Source organism: Citrobacter sp. 50677481, from assembly GCF_001463265.1.
In the GTDB taxonomy this organism is placed as follows: domain Bacteria; phylum Pseudomonadota; class Gammaproteobacteria; order Enterobacterales; family Enterobacteriaceae; genus Citrobacter_A; species Citrobacter_A sedlakii.
This window is the reverse complement of record NZ_LNHZ01000027.1, coordinates 360300-377236: the sequence shown is the minus strand read 5'-3', so window position 1 is coordinate 377236 and position 16937 is coordinate 360300. Positions and strand designations below refer to the sequence as shown.

Here is a 16937-nt window from a genome sequence, read left to right as displayed (position 1 = left end):
CACTCCCGTTCCGGTTTGAACAAAAGTAAGTATGGCAGAGGATGCGCGAAGGAATAGCAATCGTCCGGTATCGTTACGTCTGCACTTTACACCGTGGCGGCATTACCGCTTACCCGGAAATCGGTGCGGCGATGGCGAAAACCGTCTCGTCCCCGGCAGGCCGCGTTCGCCGCCGTCTCTATTTCTTCGATCGATAACATCGCAGATTTTGCACATGCAACCCCCGGCATTCTTGTCCTATACTGGTCGCACCTCAAAAATGAAATCATGCAGGTGAGTAATGGAAATTGATCTCGACAATCTGGTGTTTGACGGACTGGATGAAGCACAAACGCGCAACGCGGAACGTCTGGAAGATGCGGACAAAAAAGCAGAATCGGTGATCGCCGATGATGACTGCGGCGATGCGTGCAAAATCTGACATAAAAAACGACGTAATATCAGGGTCGGAAAACGCCCGAAAGTAACACGGTTGCGTCGGATAGCAGCGTAACGTGCTATCCGACCAACATCCTGCTGCATCAGCATATCTGTGAGGAGTGACTCAGCACTCGACAAACTGATGCGTATCGTCGAGACGGTATTTCACCCCTGCCCGAATTCCTTTTTCACCTTCCACGGCCACCGCAAAACGCATTCGCTCACCGTCATGATAAGCCAACGCCGCACACCCGCCTGGCCCAAGCACGATGGCGTCGACCATGCCTGTACTGGCTATCACGGCGTTGTCGCCGTTGCAGATAATGTGTACATTGTCGCCGCTGTTGGCAATTCTGGCGCTGGCGCCGAAGCTGACGATCTGCGTGAGATCGCCATTGCTGGCAATATGGCTTCTCTCTCCCACCGCGCTAACCCGAACGCGCATCCCGCTACTGGCGATACGCGTGCCGTTACCTGCGCTGCTAATTCGCGTGGAGTTTCCCGCGGCTGCGATTCTGGCGCGATCGCCCGAACTGCTGATATGACTGTTATAGCCCATGCTGCCAAGCCGCACACAGTCGCCCGCACTGGCGATCTGCGCCGCGTAACCCACACTGGCGATTTTCATGTTATCGTCCGCGCATCCCAGACGGGCGTTATCCGCGGCGTTGGCAATCTGCCGACCACTCGTTACGATGTCAGGCAGCATCGGTGAGGACATGGCGAAAATATCCTGCCGGACAAAGTTTTCTTCGTCTATCCAGCGTGACCAGGCGTACTCCACCAGGCTGTTTGCCCAGTCGATATACCCGTCACGGCTTAACGCACGATGTACGTCAGCATAACTGCCGCCTTCCGGAAAACGCCGCAGGAACCAGCGGTACATCACTTTTCCAACCCGCCAGTTGCGTAAATCCTCTCGCGTCACAATCATCGGTTAATGCCGGTGATAGCCATCGACCATGCAACGGAATGTCTCCCCGGGCGTTCGTCCCGTGGTGCACAGATACAGATGTCCAAAGATAAAAAACAGGCTAACGATGGCCAGCGCGAAATGCGCCTGAAGCAGCCAATAGCGTACGCCGGGAAGGACATCCCCTGTGGCCTGTGGATACAGCGAAAGAAGACCGCTCAGTAACAGCAGCGGCAGCAAGCCGTACATCACCCCGACATAGGCAGCCTGCTGTAACGGGTTAAACTTCGACCGTGGCGTAGCCGGAAACGGGTGCGCATCTCCTTGTAAAATGCCGTACAGATAAAAACGGGTTTGTTTCTTCGCTCTCGCCAACCAGCCATGCGGCTGAATGAGATAATGATGACCATTGCCGCCCAGGGCGTTAATCAACACAAAGCCCACCCAGCATGCCAGTAGCATAAATCCACAGATTTCATGTACCGCCAACACGCTTTTAGTCACCAACGGACTGACCAGCGAAAAGTGGTTAATGAGCCCACTGGCAAGCAAAAGGATAAACAATAACGCGTTAGACCAGTGCCACAAGCGCACCGCTTTTGAATACAAATAAACTTTCTCGCCATGCGCGGCCGCGACCTTGCGAACGGCGCGAAAACGAAGCCAGGCGTGCAGCCCCAGCACCAGCCACATCACTACCAGCAACACGCCCGCTATAACCAGCCAGACTGGCCAGTACTCCGGGGAAAACAGCGGCACGTAGCTCGCCAGTTGGGCGTGAAATTGTTCGGCACTCTGCGACGCGTTCATACATTTTCCTTCTTAATCAAATGTTGACCGAACCGACGATAAAGATGAGGCTCGCCTGCGCCAGGAAGCTGATACTGATAATATTTATTGTCCTGCAGCCAGCGCTGGATTTCAGGGCTATCTTCGCGTCCAAAGAGCAGTGCATGTTCCGGACAAGACGAGACGCAGATGGGCGGGAACCCTTTCGCCAGTCGCGACTCTGCGCAAAAATCGCATTTATCCGCCACTTTGGTGTGAGGATTCAGATAGCGCACCTGGTAGGGACAGGCGCCAATACAATAGCTGCAACCAATACAGCGTGACGCATTTACGCGAACAATCCCCTGCTCATCACGCCAGGACGCGCCGGTTGGGCAGACGTCAATGCACGGCGCCTCGTCGCAGTGCTGACAAGACTGGCGGAAAAAATGATACAGGGTTTCGTTTTCATCCTCGGTGACAGGGATGTGCGCGATTGATAAGCGGCTTCCCTGCGCAGGAACATGATTGGTTTTGCGACAGGCGCGGGCGCAAATGTTACAACCGTTGCAGCGCGTTTCGTCGTGGATCATGACATAGCGCGCCGTTCCGCCTTGTGTCGTATTCGCCAGCAGCGACTGGCCCGGTCCGCTGAAAAAAATGACCGTCCCCATGCCAAGCACAAATTTTCGTCGAGTGAAGGACATCTTGTTATCCTCTAATGCGGTGGTCGCCCTCGCCACGCTATCCATGAATTCAGGGATTCTGAAACCGTTCAACTTCCAGCCATTCGCACAACCCATAGGCTTTGCCATAACGCATATAGCGCTCGCTAAAGAGATACGGAACGCCGTTGGATGACGTCACCGGGCGAATATCGGCATAGTCGGGATGTGTTTCGATCGCCGCCAGCGCGGCGGCGATCTGCGCAGACTCGAAGTGGTAAGGCGACTGTTCCAGCATAGCGACCTTGTACGGGCGCGGATACGTCTGACATTCAAAACGCACCGCCTGAGCGATTGCCCGACAAAGATCCTTTTCCAGCACCTGCACACACATGTCGGCATAGTTGGCGCTCATGCTGCCCGTTGAGTAGAAATAAACCTCCTGGGCGCCGTGCACACACGCGATATCCGCACCCACCTCCCCCTCAACGAGAGCGGCCAATAATGGCGCAAGCTCGGCTTCTTCCACCGAATACGGCGGCTGTAGAAACAGTGCGCGCGCCACAAGCTGTCCTGCCGCCGTATGCTGGCGAATAAAATCAGCCATTATCTCTGCGGGGCTTGCCGGTTCAACAGGCGCACTATCCGCGTCATGCAAACGTAGCGCCTGCAGCCACTGCCGTTTTTCGAGATCCACGTCCGTCGTCGCTTCCGCGCCGACTTCCTCCAGATGGCTCATAAGGCTTTCCTTACGCTGGCAGCAAATTCTGCGCGGCCAGGTCAGCCGCCACGTCATCCAGTCCAAGCCGAATCAACGTGTCACGCGTTGGGCAACCCAGCTCAGGATCCCAGCCCATTTCCTGATAAAACAGGGTCAGCGACTCGCGCATATCGTCTCGATCCATCTTATCGGTGCCTTCAGTAAAGACCGGAATAGCCGGGTCTTTGTCGAATACCCATGAACAAATAAGATCGTGTTCGTTGCGCATATCTTTGGTCTGCATCAGTTTCACCGTGTATGCCCGATGCAACGTAAAGATACGTTCAGCGGCCAGATCGAGGCTTGCCTGGGTGGTTTCGTCACCGGTTACCGCCTGAAAGAATTTCGCTTCCAGATCCAGATCGCCCCGGTAGTTACGGCTTTTCAGCGGCGATACCGTCATCGGCCAGACCCAGTTACAGAGCGTGACAGCGTTATGAAGACAGACTTTCAGCAGGGTCCATTTGGCGTAACGGATTTTAGCCGGGTTAATCGGCGTATAATTTTTGGTTTCGTCGTAAGCATCTTCAGAGCCAAACAGCTCTGCCGCCACCTCTCGCTGAAGTTTCAACGGCAAACCGGAGCCAATAAAATTAATGTGCGTATGGGTCATGCAGTCGCGGTTGAACATGCAATTAGTAATCGCCCCGACCTGCGCGGAGGCTTCGTTAGCGTGATGTACCGGATACCCAAACGGGGACCACAGTTTGTTTTTCGCATAGCCCCAATATTCCTCGCCCAGTTGCCAACGCTCTGCGATGGCATATGAACCATCCGCGAGATGACTGAGTTCACCGACACGGTGAGCCAGACGATAATAAAAATCCTTGATGAAATGAGGATCGCCCGCCTCCAGTTGATCCCACGGAATTGACGCATATTCTTCGGCGGGTAATACGCGTTTAAAGACCCCTTTGCTGTAGCAGTAGGTAAAATCACGGTGCAGCTGGCCGTAGTTGCACCAGATACCGTAGTCATCGAACAGGTTCAGGCCAATAAGATTACCGATGACGCGCCCATCGTCTTTGTCCTCAAAATCCTTCGGTCCGTTCGGAAAAATGGTGGTGTGCACAAAGTTTGCCACGCAGGTGTTGCCGCCGGTGCTCGGTACGCCGAAATCTTTCACCCGGGGAATATTCATCTGCGTCATGCAGCGGATTGGACAGGAGTGACAGCCGCTCATTTTGACGGTGTACTTTTCTGCGGCCGGACCCAGATCGAAGACGGATTTGTAGGTACGGAAACCGACGGTATTTTGATTCCCCGGGGGAATTTCGCCTGTCTCGATAGGCCCGCCTTCGGCGGCCCCCCAGTAAAGCCCCTTCCTCGCCGTCCAGCGCGAGGCTGGAGAAGAATATTCCGCCCACGCTTGCGGAGTGCTTGGTACAACGTGGTTGTTATTCGCGCCAATCAGTTCCGTCATCATATAATCGTTCAGACGTTTCATCTCTTTGCGATCGGCGATATTTACCCCTTTTGTGCCCTCAACCGCAATGGCTTTCAGGTTCTTCGATCCCATGATCGCCCCGGTTCCGGCGCCGCCGCTATGGTTGCGGCTGTTAAGCATGCAAGAGAGCGGAACGAGGTTTTCACCTGCCTGGCCAATTGCCGCCACGCAGGTTTCCGCGGAGGTCATGCGGCAAATTTCTTCGGTGGTCGCGCGAGTGCCTTTCCCCCATAAAAAATCGGCTTTCTCGATCGTCACCTTTTCGTCTTTGATATTAATCCACACAGGAGACGCCGCCTTGCCCTCGATAATAATGGCGTCATAACCGGCAAATTTCATTTGCGCCGCAAAAAAGCCCCCCATATGGGCATCAACAACCAAATTTCCCTTAGTGAATGTGGAAAGCGATGTAATATTCACGCGAGAGCTACAGGGCGCTCCGGAACCGGTTAACGGTCCCGTCGCAAATACCAGTTTATTACTTTCGTCAAAAGGCTTCGTACCCGGAGGCACTTCGTCATACATTATCTTATAGCCGAAGCCCATTCCGCCGATGAATTTTTTAAATTTACTGGAATCTTCAAGGGTAATATCGCCTGTAGTAAGATTGACCCGTAAAATATTACCTGTCCAACCGTTAGCCATAATGTTTTCCTTTGTAAGACTCAAACAGTAATATCTTTCCACTCAATGATTTTTAATGCCCCGGTCGGGCAGGCATTGGCGCATTCACCGCATAAAATGCATTTTGACGATTTTTTCGTTTCGCTATTGACGGTGGCCATCATCCAGGGACAAGCAGTGGTGCAAGCGCTACAGCCAATACAACGTCGATGATCAACAGCAATGCAGCCGTCTTTCTGCTGCCAGGTGATCGCCCCGACAGGACAAACATTCATGCATTGTGGATCTTTACATTGGCGACAGGTATCCGGTGTATAGTTCAGATCGCCATACAGGCCGCCGCCGGAACCGACACCCTCATCACCGAAGAAATAATTCCGGTGAATTTTGATGCGGGAAAAGAAGGTCCCCACCGCGCCATCGTTATAATTGGTGCAGGAAATTTCACAGCGGTGACAGCCGGTACAACGCGCACGCTGCGTCACCAGTACTCCTTTCGGCGTGTTAATCAACCCGACGGTGCCGCTGTCCACATCTTCCTGCTTACAGCCAAAAAGCGACAGCAGCGCTGGGGCAATGGTTAGCCCCGCCAGACCTTTTCCCGTCAAACGCAAGAATTCCAGCCGCGTTAAACCTGGATTTAATATTGGACGATCAACCTGGTTCATTAATTTCGCATCCTCTTCGTAAACGCAGTGTTGACAACCGTAACCAGGCCAATTTCTCATACGTCAAACAGCGCCCTGACGTTGTCTCCCACAGCTGAAGTTCCTGCCATAACCGAATCGAATAAATGACATGATTTAATGCAAACTTACTAATCCTTTAGGGTTAGGCGAAATAAATAATGGGTTTATTCCGTATGTATAACTTTGATCGTTATCAACTAAATTGGGGAAGGGAAATAATAAAAAAGAAGTGATATTTATTCTCATTTAGATGAGATGAAGCGGCATTTCATTATTTTCAAATTAATTGTGAAGCTGTTCCCAATATTAACCCTGACAGTCAAAAATAGCGTTATGCTCAGTTTAAACGTTGACGCATTATATTATTGACATTCGATACAGTATTGCAGCTTAAAATTTCCAGTAATTTTGATAAGGGATGCCGCCATCCCTTATTATATGGATTATCCTGCCAGCGCGTTGATCACCGTTTCCATAGCCCGTTTTTCCAGTTCAGAGCGTTGAATACGCTGATTAGCCAGTGAGGTACGTAAAACACCGGCGATGACAATATGCTTCGGTTCTTGACCCAGATCGCGCATTTCCAGCACCACTTTTCCCACGACTCTGCACATCTCCCGGTACAGTTCATCATCTTTTGTCAGGTTTCCCATTTTTGTCTCTCCGTTGCAGGCTACATGCTTACAGCATATAACACCTGACGAATGAAGACAAAAAGCTAAAGAAAATCAATTAACTAACCGGATCGCTATTCCGGCATCCGCCAGGGTCTGCACAGACCGTTAATGGCGGATGCCGATCGGAGACATTTTTACTGATTAACCGGAATCACCGCGCCTTTGTACTTCGTGCGGATCCAGTCCTGAATCTCTTTCGAATGAAGTACATTAACCAGCGCCACGATATCTTTTTTCTTCTCGTCGCCGCGATGTACAGTAATGATGTTGGCGTAGGGGTTATTTTCGCCGCTTTCCACGGCGATCGGATCGTGGACCGGATCCAGACCTGCATCAATAGCGTAATTTGCATTGATAACCACCGCGTCACCCTCATCATTGTTATACATCTGCGGCAGCAGCGCGGCTTCAACGTTAGGCAGGAATGTCAGCTTTTTGGGGTTCTCCACGATATCACTGATACGCGCGCTGACCTTATCCACACCCGGCTTCAACTTTATAACGCCTTCTTTTTCGAAGATTGACAGAATACGCCCTTCTTCCGATACCGCGTCACGCATAATGATTTTGCCGCCTTCCGGCAGTTCCTTCAGCGTTTTGACCTTTTTTGAATAAATCCCAATCGGCTCAATGTGAATAGCACCGGCGCTAACGAAGTCGTAGGTTTTATCATCCGCATGGTCCTTCAGGACGCTGTTAAGGTAAGGAACATGCTGGAAGTAATTGGCGTCAATTTCGCGCCCGGCCAGCGCGGTATTTGGCAGGATATAATCCTGAAACGGTTTGATCTCTAATTCGATGCCTTGTTTAGCCAGAATCGGCTTCGCCTGTTCGAGAATTTCAGCATGTGGCACGTTAGATGCCCCAACGGTCAGGGTTTCCGCCCAGGACGCAAAGCTCATAGCGCTCAGGGTGGCGGCAGCCAGTAATGTCAGCGATTTTTTCATGATGAGGGTTTCCGTATTTTTAGCGTTTATCTAACAGAGAAGTGATCACATCGCCGCAAAACTGAATTATGAAGACGATTGCCAGAATGGTAATCGTCGCCACCAGCGTGACGTCGTTGTGGTTGCGCTGGAATCCTTCCAGATAAGCGAGATTCCCTAAACCACCAGCCCCAATCACCCCAGCCATCGCGCTATAGCTAACCAGCGCGATCAGCGTCACGGTGATACCTGACACCAGAGCGGGTGATGATTCAGGCAGCAAAACCCGAAAAATGAGGGTACTCAAACGCGCTCCCATTGAACGCGTTGCTTCAATCACCCCTTTGTCCACTTCGCGCAGCGCAATTTCGACCAGGCGGGCATAAAACGGCGCGGCGCCGACGATCAGTGCAGGCAGCGCGGCGTTTGCGCCAAGAATAGTACCAATCAGTGCCTTCGTGACGGGGATCAGCAGGACGATCAGAATGATGAACGGGATTGAGCGAAAAATATTCACCGCCAGTGAAATGATGCTATACAGCGCGCGGTTTTGAAAAAGCCCGCCGCGAGCCGTTAAGAACAGCGCCAGACCCAACAGGAGTCCAAGCGCAAAGGTCGCAATGCCGGAAAGCGCGGTCATAAAGAGCGTCTCCAGGGTGGCGGCAAAAAGTTGCTCCCATTTCAGATGCGGAAACAGTGTCTCAGTCATGTTGAATGACCTCACCTTCAATGCCGCTGTTTTGCAGATCGGTCAGGATATTCGCCAGTTGCTCCCCGGAAGCCGCCACGTGCAGCCACAGTTGTCCAAATACGCCGTGCGCCGTCTGCGTCATCTTTCCGTGCAGGATATTAAACGGCAAACCATAACGCAGGGTCAGCTCGCCGACGATGGGTTGATGGGTGCTGTGCCCGGTAAACGTGAGTTTAATGACCGTACCGCCCAACCCACCTGCCAGTTGGGGATTAAAGGTTTCTTCATCAGCGTACTGCCCTACCTGACGGACAAACTGACGGGTAATGGGTCGCTGCGGGTGAGTAAATACGCTGAGTACGTCACCTTCCTCCACCACGTTGCCGTTCTCCATTACCGCGACGCGATCGCAGATTTTGCGCACCACATGCATTTCATGGGTAATAAGGACAATCGTTAGCCTGAAGCGACGGTTAATATCGAGTAACAGTTCCAGAATCTGGTCGGTGGTCTGCGGGTCGAGCGCGGAAGTCGCTTCATCGCACAGCAGAACGTCCGGATTGTTTGCTAACGCGCGTGCAATACCGACCCGCTGCTTTTGACCACCGCTGAGCTGTGACGGATAGGCATTTTCTCGCCCGGCCAGCCCTACCAGCGCAATCAGTTCAGCCACTCGCGCCTTGATTTTGGCTTTTGGCGCACCCGCAATTTGCATTGAAAATGCGATGTTTTCACTGACGGTGCGCGACCACAGCAGATTAAAATGCTGAAACACCATACTGATTTTAAGGCGTGCCTGGCGCAAGGCTTCACCGCTGGCGGCGGAAATATCATGACCGTTAATCGTCACGCTGCCGGTCGTGGGTTTTTCCAGCCCATTCAACAGGCGTATCAGCGTGCTTTTCCCGGCGCCGCTGTAACCAATAATGCCGTAAATTTGCCCCTGTTCGACCTTCAGATTAACGTTATCGACAGCGGTAATAGTTTGCCGGCCTGGCGTAAACACTTTTGAGATATTTTTCAGGACAATCATAAGGCTCCGGTATCCGCTGCGGAGAATGGTTTTCCCGACAACGTGTTCGCTATTTAGCAGTATGGATGTCCAAACGAGTGTAGTGAGGCCGCTAATAAATTGAAATGAATAAAAAAGAATTTGGTTATAACCAGGAGGAATATCTCATTGTTGCGCAACTGAACCATAAATTGCGCGAATGATTTTGGGCAATACGTTTCCTTTAAATACAGTTTGTTGTGAAACTGCCCAGATGTATTTTGAAACGCTGTTTTCATTTTCCTTTTTGGAAAAAAACAGCGTATAATGCGCGCCAACTGTCTCTTGAATGGTTTCAGCACATTGGCCTGTAAAACTCAGCGTACACAAAACGTCCCTTTCCGTTGGGCTGAAACACAAGCACACATTCCTCTGCACGCTTTTTCGATGTCACCTATCCTTAGAGCGAGGCATCACCACTTTCGTAATACCGGTTTCGCTTCCTGGCGGTGCGCGCCGGAAGCCAGCTTCCCATATCCTTCTCAACTTAAAGACTAAGACTGTCATGAAAAAGACGAAAATTGTTTGCACCATCGGCCCGAAAACCGAATCTGAAGAGATGTTAACCAAAATGCTGGACGCGGGCATGAACGTCATGCGTCTGAACTTCTCTCACGGTGATTATGCAGAACACGGTCAGCGTATCCAGAACCTGCGCAACGTCATGAGTAAAACCGGCAAGAAAGCCGCGATTTTGCTGGATACCAAAGGTCCGGAAATCCGTACCATCAAGCTGGAAGGCGGCAACGACGTGTCCCTGAAAGCAGGCCAGACCTTCACTTTTACCACTGACAAATCCGTTGTGGGTAACAGCGAAATCGTCGCTGTAACTTACGAAGGTTTCACCGCTGACCTCGCCGTCGGCAACACCGTACTGGTCGACGACGGTCTGATCGGCATGGAAGTGACCGCCATCGAAGGCAACAAAGTGATTTGTAAAGTGCTGAACAACGGCGACCTGGGCGAGAACAAAGGCGTAAACCTGCCGGGCGTCTCTATCGCCCTGCCAGCCCTGGCGGAAAAAGATAAACAGGATCTGATCTTCGGCTGCGAGCAAGGCGTTGACTTCGTTGCCGCATCCTTTATCCGTAAGCGCTCTGACGTGGTTGAGATTCGTGAGCACCTGAAAGCGCACGGCGGCGAAAACATCCAGATCATCTCCAAAATTGAAAACCAGGAAGGCCTGAACAACTTCGACGAAATCCTCGAAGCGTCCGATGGCATCATGGTTGCCCGTGGCGACCTTGGCGTAGAAATCCCGGTCGAAGAAGTGATCTTCGCGCAGAAGATGATGATCGAAAAATGTATCCGCGCGCGTAAAGTGGTGATCACCGCGACGCAAATGCTCGACTCCATGATCAAAAACCCACGCCCAACCCGCGCAGAAGCTGGCGACGTGGCGAACGCCATCCTCGACGGAACCGATGCCGTCATGCTGTCCGGCGAATCCGCGAAAGGCAAATACCCGCTGGAAGCGGTCTCTATCATGGCGACCATCTGCGAGCGTACCGACCGCGTGATGACCAGCCGTCTGGACTTCAACAACGACAGCCGTAAGCTGCGCATCACTGAAGCCGTGTGCCGTGGTGCTGTTGAAACCGCTGAAAAACTGGAAGCGCCGCTGATCGTGGTCGCGACCCAGGGCGGTAAATCTGCACGCGCCGTACGTAAGTACTTCCCGGATGCGACCATCCTGGCGCTGACCACCAATGAAGTGACCGCGCGTCAGTTAGTGCTCAGTAAAGGCGTTGTGCCGCAGCTGGTCAAAGAAATCAATTCTACGGATGATTTCTACCGCCTGGGTAAAGAAGTTGCCCAACAGAGCGGTCTGGCACAGAAAGGCGACGTGGTCGTGATGGTTTCTGGCGCGCTGGTTCCGAGCGGCACCACTAACACCGCCTCTGTTCACGTGCTGTAATAATTCCTGAGTGAATTAATTGGTTTAAAAAAGCGCCCTCGCGGCGCTTTTTTTATTTCATCAATAGCCGCTATTAATAAAAAAGCAAATCGGATTTCACTATCTAATTGCCGATTATCTAAGACGAATCCGATGGAAGCAGCCTGTTTTCCCTCAGTTTTTTAGATACATTCCGACATTTCGATGCTTCTTTGAGCGAACGATCAAAAATAAGCATCTTCTCATCAAAAAAATATTCTCAACCTAAAAAACTTTGTGTAATACTTGTAACGCTACATGGAGATTAACTCAATCTAGAGGGTATTAATAATGAATCGTACTAAACTGGTACTGGGCGCGGTAATCCTGGGTTCTACTCTGCTGGCTGGTTGCTCCAGCAACGCTAAAATCGATCAGCTGTCTTCTGACGTTCAGACTCTGAACGCTAAAGTTGACCAGCTGAGCAACGACGTGAACGCAATGCGTTCCGACGTTCAGGCTGCTAAAGACGACGCAGCTCGCGCTAACCAGCGTCTGGACAACCAGGCTACTAAATACCGTAAGTAATAGTACCTGCGTAATAAAAATGGCGCACATTGTGCGCCATTTTTTTTGCCCTTCGTTTGCCTTTCCTGCTACTGCGTTTGCGTTTCTTGCGTTAACCCACCATTCTGCGCTGACTGTACCACGGGGGTTGCCGCCACCGCTGGCGTCTGTCCGGAAGAAACGGCTACCGGATACCCGGCGCGCCGATACAATGCTTTGTCCACCAGCGTATTGTCGACCTCTTTCATCGCTTTGAACTGGGTGAAACCGGCAGGCAGAACATACGGCATGGTCTGCACATTCTGTTCCTCTTCCGGCGACAGCGGTCGGTGAACTTCAACATACCGCATACCGTTCGGCTCAACGGCGTATTTCACCGGCTCGTTGATGACCTTAACCGGCGTTCCGGTTCGTACGGAAGCGAACAGCGCTTTAATGTCTGGCGCATTCATACGAATACAGCCGGAGCTGACGCGCAGCCCGACGCTGTCCGGCTGGCTGGTGCCATGGATAAGGTATTCACCGTTTCCATGCGCCAGACGCAGCGCAAAGCGTCCAAGCGGGTTATTCGGCCCGGCAGGGACGACCGCAGGCAGGGTTATTCCCCGCTCAAGAGAGCGCTTGCGGATGCCCGCTGTCGGCGTCCACGTCGGGTTCGGTATTTTCTGCCCTAGCCGCGTTTCCATCACCGGCGTTTCCAGCCCCTCCAGACCAATACCGATAGGATAGACCTGCACGATATTTTCCCCCGGCGGGTAATAGTACAGACGTAGCTCTGCGAGATTCACGATGATCCCTTCACGCGGCGCGTCGGGCAGCAGCATTTGCGACGGGATAGTGATTAACGTACCGGGTTTCGGCACCGGAGCGATGGTATTGTTAGCCTCCAGAATGAGCATCGCGGCGGTATCAAAGCGACGGGCGATGGCCTGGAGATTTTTATCCCCCGCCTGCACCGTATACGTTTGATTCTGACCAATGAGACGACTTCCTGCCGGCGGCAGTGGATAATCCACCGCCCAGGCAGCCTGTAAAGCACTGTAAGCGCCGATAAGCATAAGTGTTAATAAAGACGCGCGTTTCATATGTCACCCCCCTGGCGTTGATGCCGGACGGCAGTGAATGCCGCATCCGGACTACGAGGCTCGCGAACCTGCAAGCCTGACAAGACGCACCTGCGTCCTGTCAGGTATTTTACAGCGTCCGTCTGTTAAGTTTAGCTAAGAGTTGCAGCTTTCGTGCGAATCGCGCGGATCATCGCTTCAAGCCCCTGGGAGCGGGACGGGGTGAGATGTTGGGTGAGCGCCATTTTTTCGAACCACGGGCGGACATCAAAATTAACAATATCCTGCGGCGTCATCTGGTGATACAAAATAAACACCACCGCAATCAGCCCCTTTACGATGGCCGCATCGCTGTCGCCCTCAAGCTCAATCACTCCCTGCCCGTTCTGGCGCATCACAATCCAGACCTGGCTCTGACAGCCCTCAATTTTATTATCAGCAACGCGATCGTTTTCAGACAGCATCGGTAGTCGCTGACCCAGCTCGATAATATACAGGTACTTTTCTTCCCAGTTCCCGCAACGTTGAAAATTACGTAATAGCTTCTCTTTATCCGGCAACGCGGCCATAGTGCCTCCCTGTTATCCCAGTAAGCGATGAATACGCTGCAGCCCAGTCACCAGACGATCCACTTCTTCATGGGTGTTATACATTGCCAGTGACGCGCGACACATCGCCGGAACCTGATAAAACGCCATCAGCGGCATAGCGCAATGGTGTCCGGTACGGACAGCAATACCGTAGTTATCAAGGAAACTACCGACATCATAGGCGTGATGGTGACCGAGATTAAACGCGATCACGCCAAGCCGGTTAAGCGGGCCGTACAGCGTGAGGTCAGGCACCGCCGCCAGTTGCGCCAGCGCGTAATGCATCAAATTCTGTTCATACTCGCCGATGTTTTCCAGCCCCAGCGCTGAGACATACTCCAGCGCGGCGCCCAGACCGATAATTCCTCCGGTATTCGGCGTACCCGCCTCAAAACGCCACGGCGCTTTCGTCCAGGTGGTGCCCTGGGTCAGGCTGACCGTAGCGATCATTGAGCCGCCCCCTTCCCACGGCGGCATCGCCTGCAGGATGACGTCTTTTACGTACAGCACGCCGATACCGGTCGGGCCGTACAGTTTATGCGCGGAAAAAACGTAGAAGTCGCAGTCCAGCGCCTGAACATCGACCGGGTGGTGCATGACCGCCTGCGCGCCGTCCACCAGGACTTTAGCCCCGTACTGATGGGCCAGCGCGGTGATTTCAGCGATCGGGTTCTCGGTGCCTAACACGTTCGAAACATGGGTAATGGCCAGCAGGCGGGTTTTCTCGTCCAGCAGCGATGGCAGACTTTCAAGCTGGAGCGTTCCGTCAGTATTGAGCGGGATTACCCGGAGTTCAGCCCCCACGCGTGCGCATAGCATCTGCCAGGGCACAATATTAGCGTGGTGCTCCATTTCGCTGATAATGATGTTATCGCCACGGTGAACGTTTTCCGGCCCCCAACTGTTGGCCACCAGATTGATGCCTTCCGTGGTGCCGCGAACGAACACCAGTTCCTCCGCTGAGCGGGCGTTAATAAACAGCGACGCCAGTTTGCGAACGTTCTCCATTCGTTCCGTCGCCTGGGCGCTCAGAGTATGAATACCGCGATGCACCGCCGCATAGCCATGGCGGTAGAATTCCGCCTCCGCGTCGATAACCTGACTGGGCTTCTGCGCGCTGGCGGCGCTATCAAGGTACGCCAGCGGCAGACCGTTGACTTCTCGCGTAAGCACGGGAAAATCCGCACGCACGTTGTCGATAGAAAATGTCATGCTCTGCCTCCCGGCAGGCGCTGGCCGATTCGCGCCAGAACCTGTTGCTTCAGCGCCTCGTCGCCGATGGCTTCCGTCAGTTCAGCGGCAAAGGCATAGAGAATCATCTGCTGGGCGTCCTGCTGGCCGATCCCGCGCGAGCGCAGATAGAACATCTGTTCATCGTCAATGCGCCCCACCGTCGCGCCATGGCTACACTTCACGTCGTCGGCGTAAATCTCAAGCTGCGGTTTGGTATCCACCTCGCGAGTTTACCCAGCAGCAGGTTATTGTTGGTCATCTGACCGTCGGTTTTGATCGCGTACGGGGCAACGTTAATCAGACCGTTGAAGACCGCGCGCCCTTTATCGCTGACAATGGTTTTATGCAGCTGACGGCTGTTGCAATAGCCTTTGTTGTGCTCAAGCCAGGTGCGGGTATCACAGACTTCATTTTTCACCGGCATCGCGAGGCTGTTGATTCGTAGCGTCGTGTTCTCACCGTTCAGCCGGGTGCTGGTGTTATGACGCAGTACCGCATCCCCCAGCAGAAAACTGTGGCTGTGCGCCGAGGCGTCCGCCGCCATTAAAATATCATTATGGGCGAAGTGATGGCTTAACGGATTTTCAAACGCCAGCTTCACGTGATGCAGATGCGCGTTGGCTGCCACATTCATTGTCAGACGCGCGCCGGTAAAGTGTCGCGCGTCATTGAGGCTCACGTAATGTTCAATGACCGTTGCTTCTGCGCCTTCCGCCAGTTCCAGATGATGACGATAATGAGCGGTGTTCACCTCATCGTCGCCCACCCCCTGCGTAATGTGCATCAATAGCAGCGGCTTGTCAGGACGCTGATTACGCTTAACGTGGATATGGGTTACGCTGTGCGCCAGGCTTTCGGTGAGATGCAGAAACACCTCCGGCTGCACCGCGTCAGGCAGCGTCTGGCGCTCATCGTTGATCGCAACGTCAAAGCCGCTATTTTCACAGCTGTCGCTCAGCGTCGGACTGAATTTCCCATCAACAAAAACCAGACGCAGCGCATCAATTTGTAGCGCCAACGCATCCCGCTGCGCCGTCCCTATGTCCGCGAAGCGGCTGACGAACTGGCTGTTGATTAATCCTTCCAGCGGCGTGTATTTCCAGTTTTCATGTTTCCGCGTCGGCAGGCCCAGTCGCAGTAATTGCTGTAAGTGCTGTTGCGCCTGGGTGGAACGCGACTCGCCCTCGGCTTCAAACAGATGATGCCACTGCTGCAACGCATTACTGCTGTTCGGTAAGCCAGCCATATCCCTGCTCCTCCAGTTGTTTGACCAGGGTGAAATCGCCAGACTTCACAATCCGCCCCTGATACAGGACGTGGACAAAATCAGGTTTGATATAGTCAAGGATGCGCTGATAGTGCGTAACGATGATGAATGCGCGCTTGCCGTCCCGCAGGGAATTCACGCCATCGGCGACGATTTTCAGGGCATCAATATCCAGCCCGGAATCCGACTCATCCAGAATGCACAGCTCCGGCTCCAGCACCGCCATTTGCAGAATGTCGTTGCGTTTTTTCTCGCCGCCGGAAAATCCCACGTTGACCGAGCGGGTCAACAGATCTTCCGGCATTTTCAGCAGCGCGATTTTCTCTTCCATCAGGTCCTGAAAATCAAAACGGTCCAGCGTCTCCTGGCCGCGATAGCTGCGCACCGCGTTTAGCGCCGTTTGCAGGAAAAACTGATTGCTGACGCCGGGAATTTCCACTGGGTACTGAAAGGCCATGAAAATGCCTTCACCGGCTCTCTCTTCCGGCGCCAGCGCCAGCAGATCTTTACCTTTAAACGCGACGGAACCGCCGATTACCTCATAATCTTCGCGTCCTGCCAGCGTCGCGGAAAGCGTGCTTTTACCGGAACCATTCGGTCCCATGATTGCGTGCACTTCGCCGGGACGAACCTCGAGGTTCAGCCCACGCAGGATCGCTTTGTCTTCGACACTGACCTGTAAATCTTTAATATTTAACATGATACTTCC

The 16937-nt window shown here is 53.0% G+C and carries 20 protein-coding genes and 1 pseudogene; 5 read left to right on the top strand and 16 right to left on the bottom strand.

The features are described 5' to 3' along the window. Positions 1-41 precede the first annotated feature (41 nt). Both APU02_RS26565 and APU02_RS26125 read left to right on the top strand, forming a co-directional pair. On the top strand, positions 42-197 hold the full coding sequence (locus APU02_RS26565; RefSeq protein WP_157845135.1) for a hypothetical protein: 156 nt from the start codon (positions 42-44) through the stop codon (positions 195-197). Positions 198-280: 83 nt separating this feature from the next. Then, positions 281-421, top strand: coding sequence for a hypothetical protein (locus tag APU02_RS26125; protein ID WP_120714875.1), 141 nt, complete (start codon positions 281-283; stop codon positions 419-421). Between the two features lie 123 nt (positions 422-544). On the opposite strand, the gene ydhT is transcribed toward APU02_RS26125, so the two are convergent. From ydhT to APU02_RS07505, 11 genes are all read right to left on the bottom strand, one after another. After that, a complete protein-coding gene (gene ydhT, locus APU02_RS07555) occupies positions 545-1354 on the bottom strand; it encodes a protein YdhT (protein WP_060569690.1) in 810 nt (269 codons plus the stop codon). Between the two features lie 3 nt (positions 1355-1357). Continuing rightward, the gene (phsC, locus tag APU02_RS07550) at positions 1358-2143 is read right to left on the bottom strand and encodes a thiosulfate reductase cytochrome B subunit (RefSeq protein WP_060569689.1); all 786 of its coding nucleotides are present in this window, start codon (positions 2141-2143) and stop codon (positions 1358-1360) included. Then, entirely contained in the window at positions 2140-2808 is a 669-nt protein-coding gene (locus tag APU02_RS07545) for a 4Fe-4S dicluster domain-containing protein (protein ID WP_072014927.1), read from the bottom strand. The genes phsC and APU02_RS07545 overlap by 4 nt, the downstream gene beginning before the upstream one ends. A 49-nt stretch (positions 2809-2857) precedes the next feature. Then, entirely contained in the window at positions 2858-3505 is a 648-nt protein-coding gene (locus APU02_RS07540; RefSeq protein ID WP_060569688.1) for a YdhW family putative oxidoreductase system protein, read from the bottom strand. A 10-nt stretch (positions 3506-3515) separates the two neighbouring features. Continuing rightward, positions 3516-5618, bottom strand: coding sequence for an aldehyde ferredoxin oxidoreductase (locus tag APU02_RS07535; protein ID WP_042282735.1), 2103 nt, complete (start codon positions 5616-5618; stop codon positions 3516-3518). A gap of 20 nt (positions 5619-5638) precedes the next feature. Next, on the bottom strand, positions 5639-6265 hold the full coding sequence (locus tag APU02_RS07530; protein ID WP_060569687.1) for a ferredoxin-like protein: 627 nt from the start codon (positions 6263-6265) through the stop codon (positions 5639-5641). A gap of 464 nt (positions 6266-6729) precedes the next feature. Continuing rightward, positions 6730-6939: a fumarate hydratase FumD gene (gene fumD / locus APU02_RS07525; protein ID WP_042282732.1), complete on the bottom strand. Its 210-nt coding sequence runs from the start codon at positions 6937-6939 to the stop codon at positions 6730-6732. 158 nt (positions 6940-7097) lie between these two features. Then, a complete protein-coding gene (locus APU02_RS07520) occupies positions 7098-7910 on the bottom strand; it encodes a MetQ/NlpA family ABC transporter substrate-binding protein (RefSeq protein WP_060569686.1) in 813 nt (270 codons plus the stop codon). 19 nt (positions 7911-7929) lie between these two features. Continuing rightward, positions 7930-8598 (bottom strand): methionine ABC transporter permease, encoded by a 669-nt coding sequence (locus tag APU02_RS07515; RefSeq protein WP_060569685.1) that lies wholly within the window; start codon positions 8596-8598, stop codon positions 7930-7932. After that, positions 8591-9613 carry an ATP-binding cassette domain-containing protein gene (locus tag APU02_RS07510; RefSeq protein ID WP_060569684.1) on the bottom strand — a complete coding sequence of 341 codons (1023 nt, stop codon included), beginning with the start codon at positions 9611-9613 and terminating at the stop codon, positions 8591-8593. Before APU02_RS07510 ends, APU02_RS07515 begins: the two co-directional genes overlap by 8 nt. 144 nt (positions 9614-9757) lie before the next feature. Continuing rightward, a complete protein-coding gene (locus APU02_RS07505) occupies positions 9758-9961 on the bottom strand; it encodes a hypothetical protein (protein WP_131729035.1) in 204 nt (67 codons plus the stop codon). On the opposite strand from APU02_RS07505, the gene APU02_RS27075 reads away from it, so the two are divergent. The 3 genes from APU02_RS27075 to lpp all read left to right on the top strand — a co-directional run bounded on the left by APU02_RS27075 (position 9935) and on the right by lpp (position 12095). Then, a complete protein-coding gene (locus tag APU02_RS27075) occupies positions 9935-10129 on the top strand; it encodes a hypothetical protein (protein ID WP_248316086.1) in 195 nt (64 codons plus the stop codon). The genes APU02_RS07505 and APU02_RS27075 overlap by 27 nt on opposite strands. A gap of 7 nt (positions 10130-10136) precedes the next feature. Next, positions 10137-11549, top strand: a complete 1413-nt coding sequence (gene pykF / locus APU02_RS07500) for a pyruvate kinase PykF (RefSeq protein WP_042282731.1) — start codon at positions 10137-10139, stop codon at positions 11547-11549. A gap of 309 nt (positions 11550-11858) precedes the next feature. Further along, positions 11859-12095, top strand: coding sequence for a murein lipoprotein Lpp (gene lpp / locus APU02_RS07495; RefSeq protein WP_001082307.1), 237 nt, complete (start codon positions 11859-11861; stop codon positions 12093-12095). 68 nt (positions 12096-12163) lie between these two features. Here lpp and APU02_RS07490 read toward each other — a convergent pair whose 3' ends face one another. The 5 genes and pseudogenes from APU02_RS07490 to sufC form a co-directional block, all read right to left on the bottom strand. Further along, positions 12164-13159, bottom strand: coding sequence for a L,D-transpeptidase family protein (locus tag APU02_RS07490; RefSeq protein ID WP_060569683.1), 996 nt, complete (start codon positions 13157-13159; stop codon positions 12164-12166). Positions 13160-13290: 131 nt separating this feature from the next. Continuing rightward, positions 13291-13707 (bottom strand): cysteine desulfuration protein SufE, encoded by a 417-nt coding sequence (gene sufE / locus APU02_RS07485; protein WP_060569682.1) that lies wholly within the window; start codon positions 13705-13707, stop codon positions 13291-13293. Positions 13708-13719: 12 nt separating this feature from the next. Then, the gene (sufS, locus tag APU02_RS07480; RefSeq protein WP_060569681.1) at positions 13720-14940 is read right to left on the bottom strand and encodes a cysteine desulfurase SufS; all 1221 of its coding nucleotides are present in this window, start codon (positions 14938-14940) and stop codon (positions 13720-13722) included. Continuing rightward, positions 14937-16207, bottom strand: a pseudogene (gene sufD / locus APU02_RS07475) (Fe-S cluster assembly protein SufD). Before sufD ends, sufS begins: the two are co-directional and overlap by 4 nt. Further along, the gene (gene sufC / locus APU02_RS07470; protein ID WP_060569680.1) at positions 16182-16928 is read right to left on the bottom strand and encodes a Fe-S cluster assembly ATPase SufC; all 747 of its coding nucleotides are present in this window, start codon (positions 16926-16928) and stop codon (positions 16182-16184) included. Before sufC ends, sufD begins: the two are co-directional and overlap by 26 nt. Positions 16929-16937: the final 9 nt, after the last annotated feature.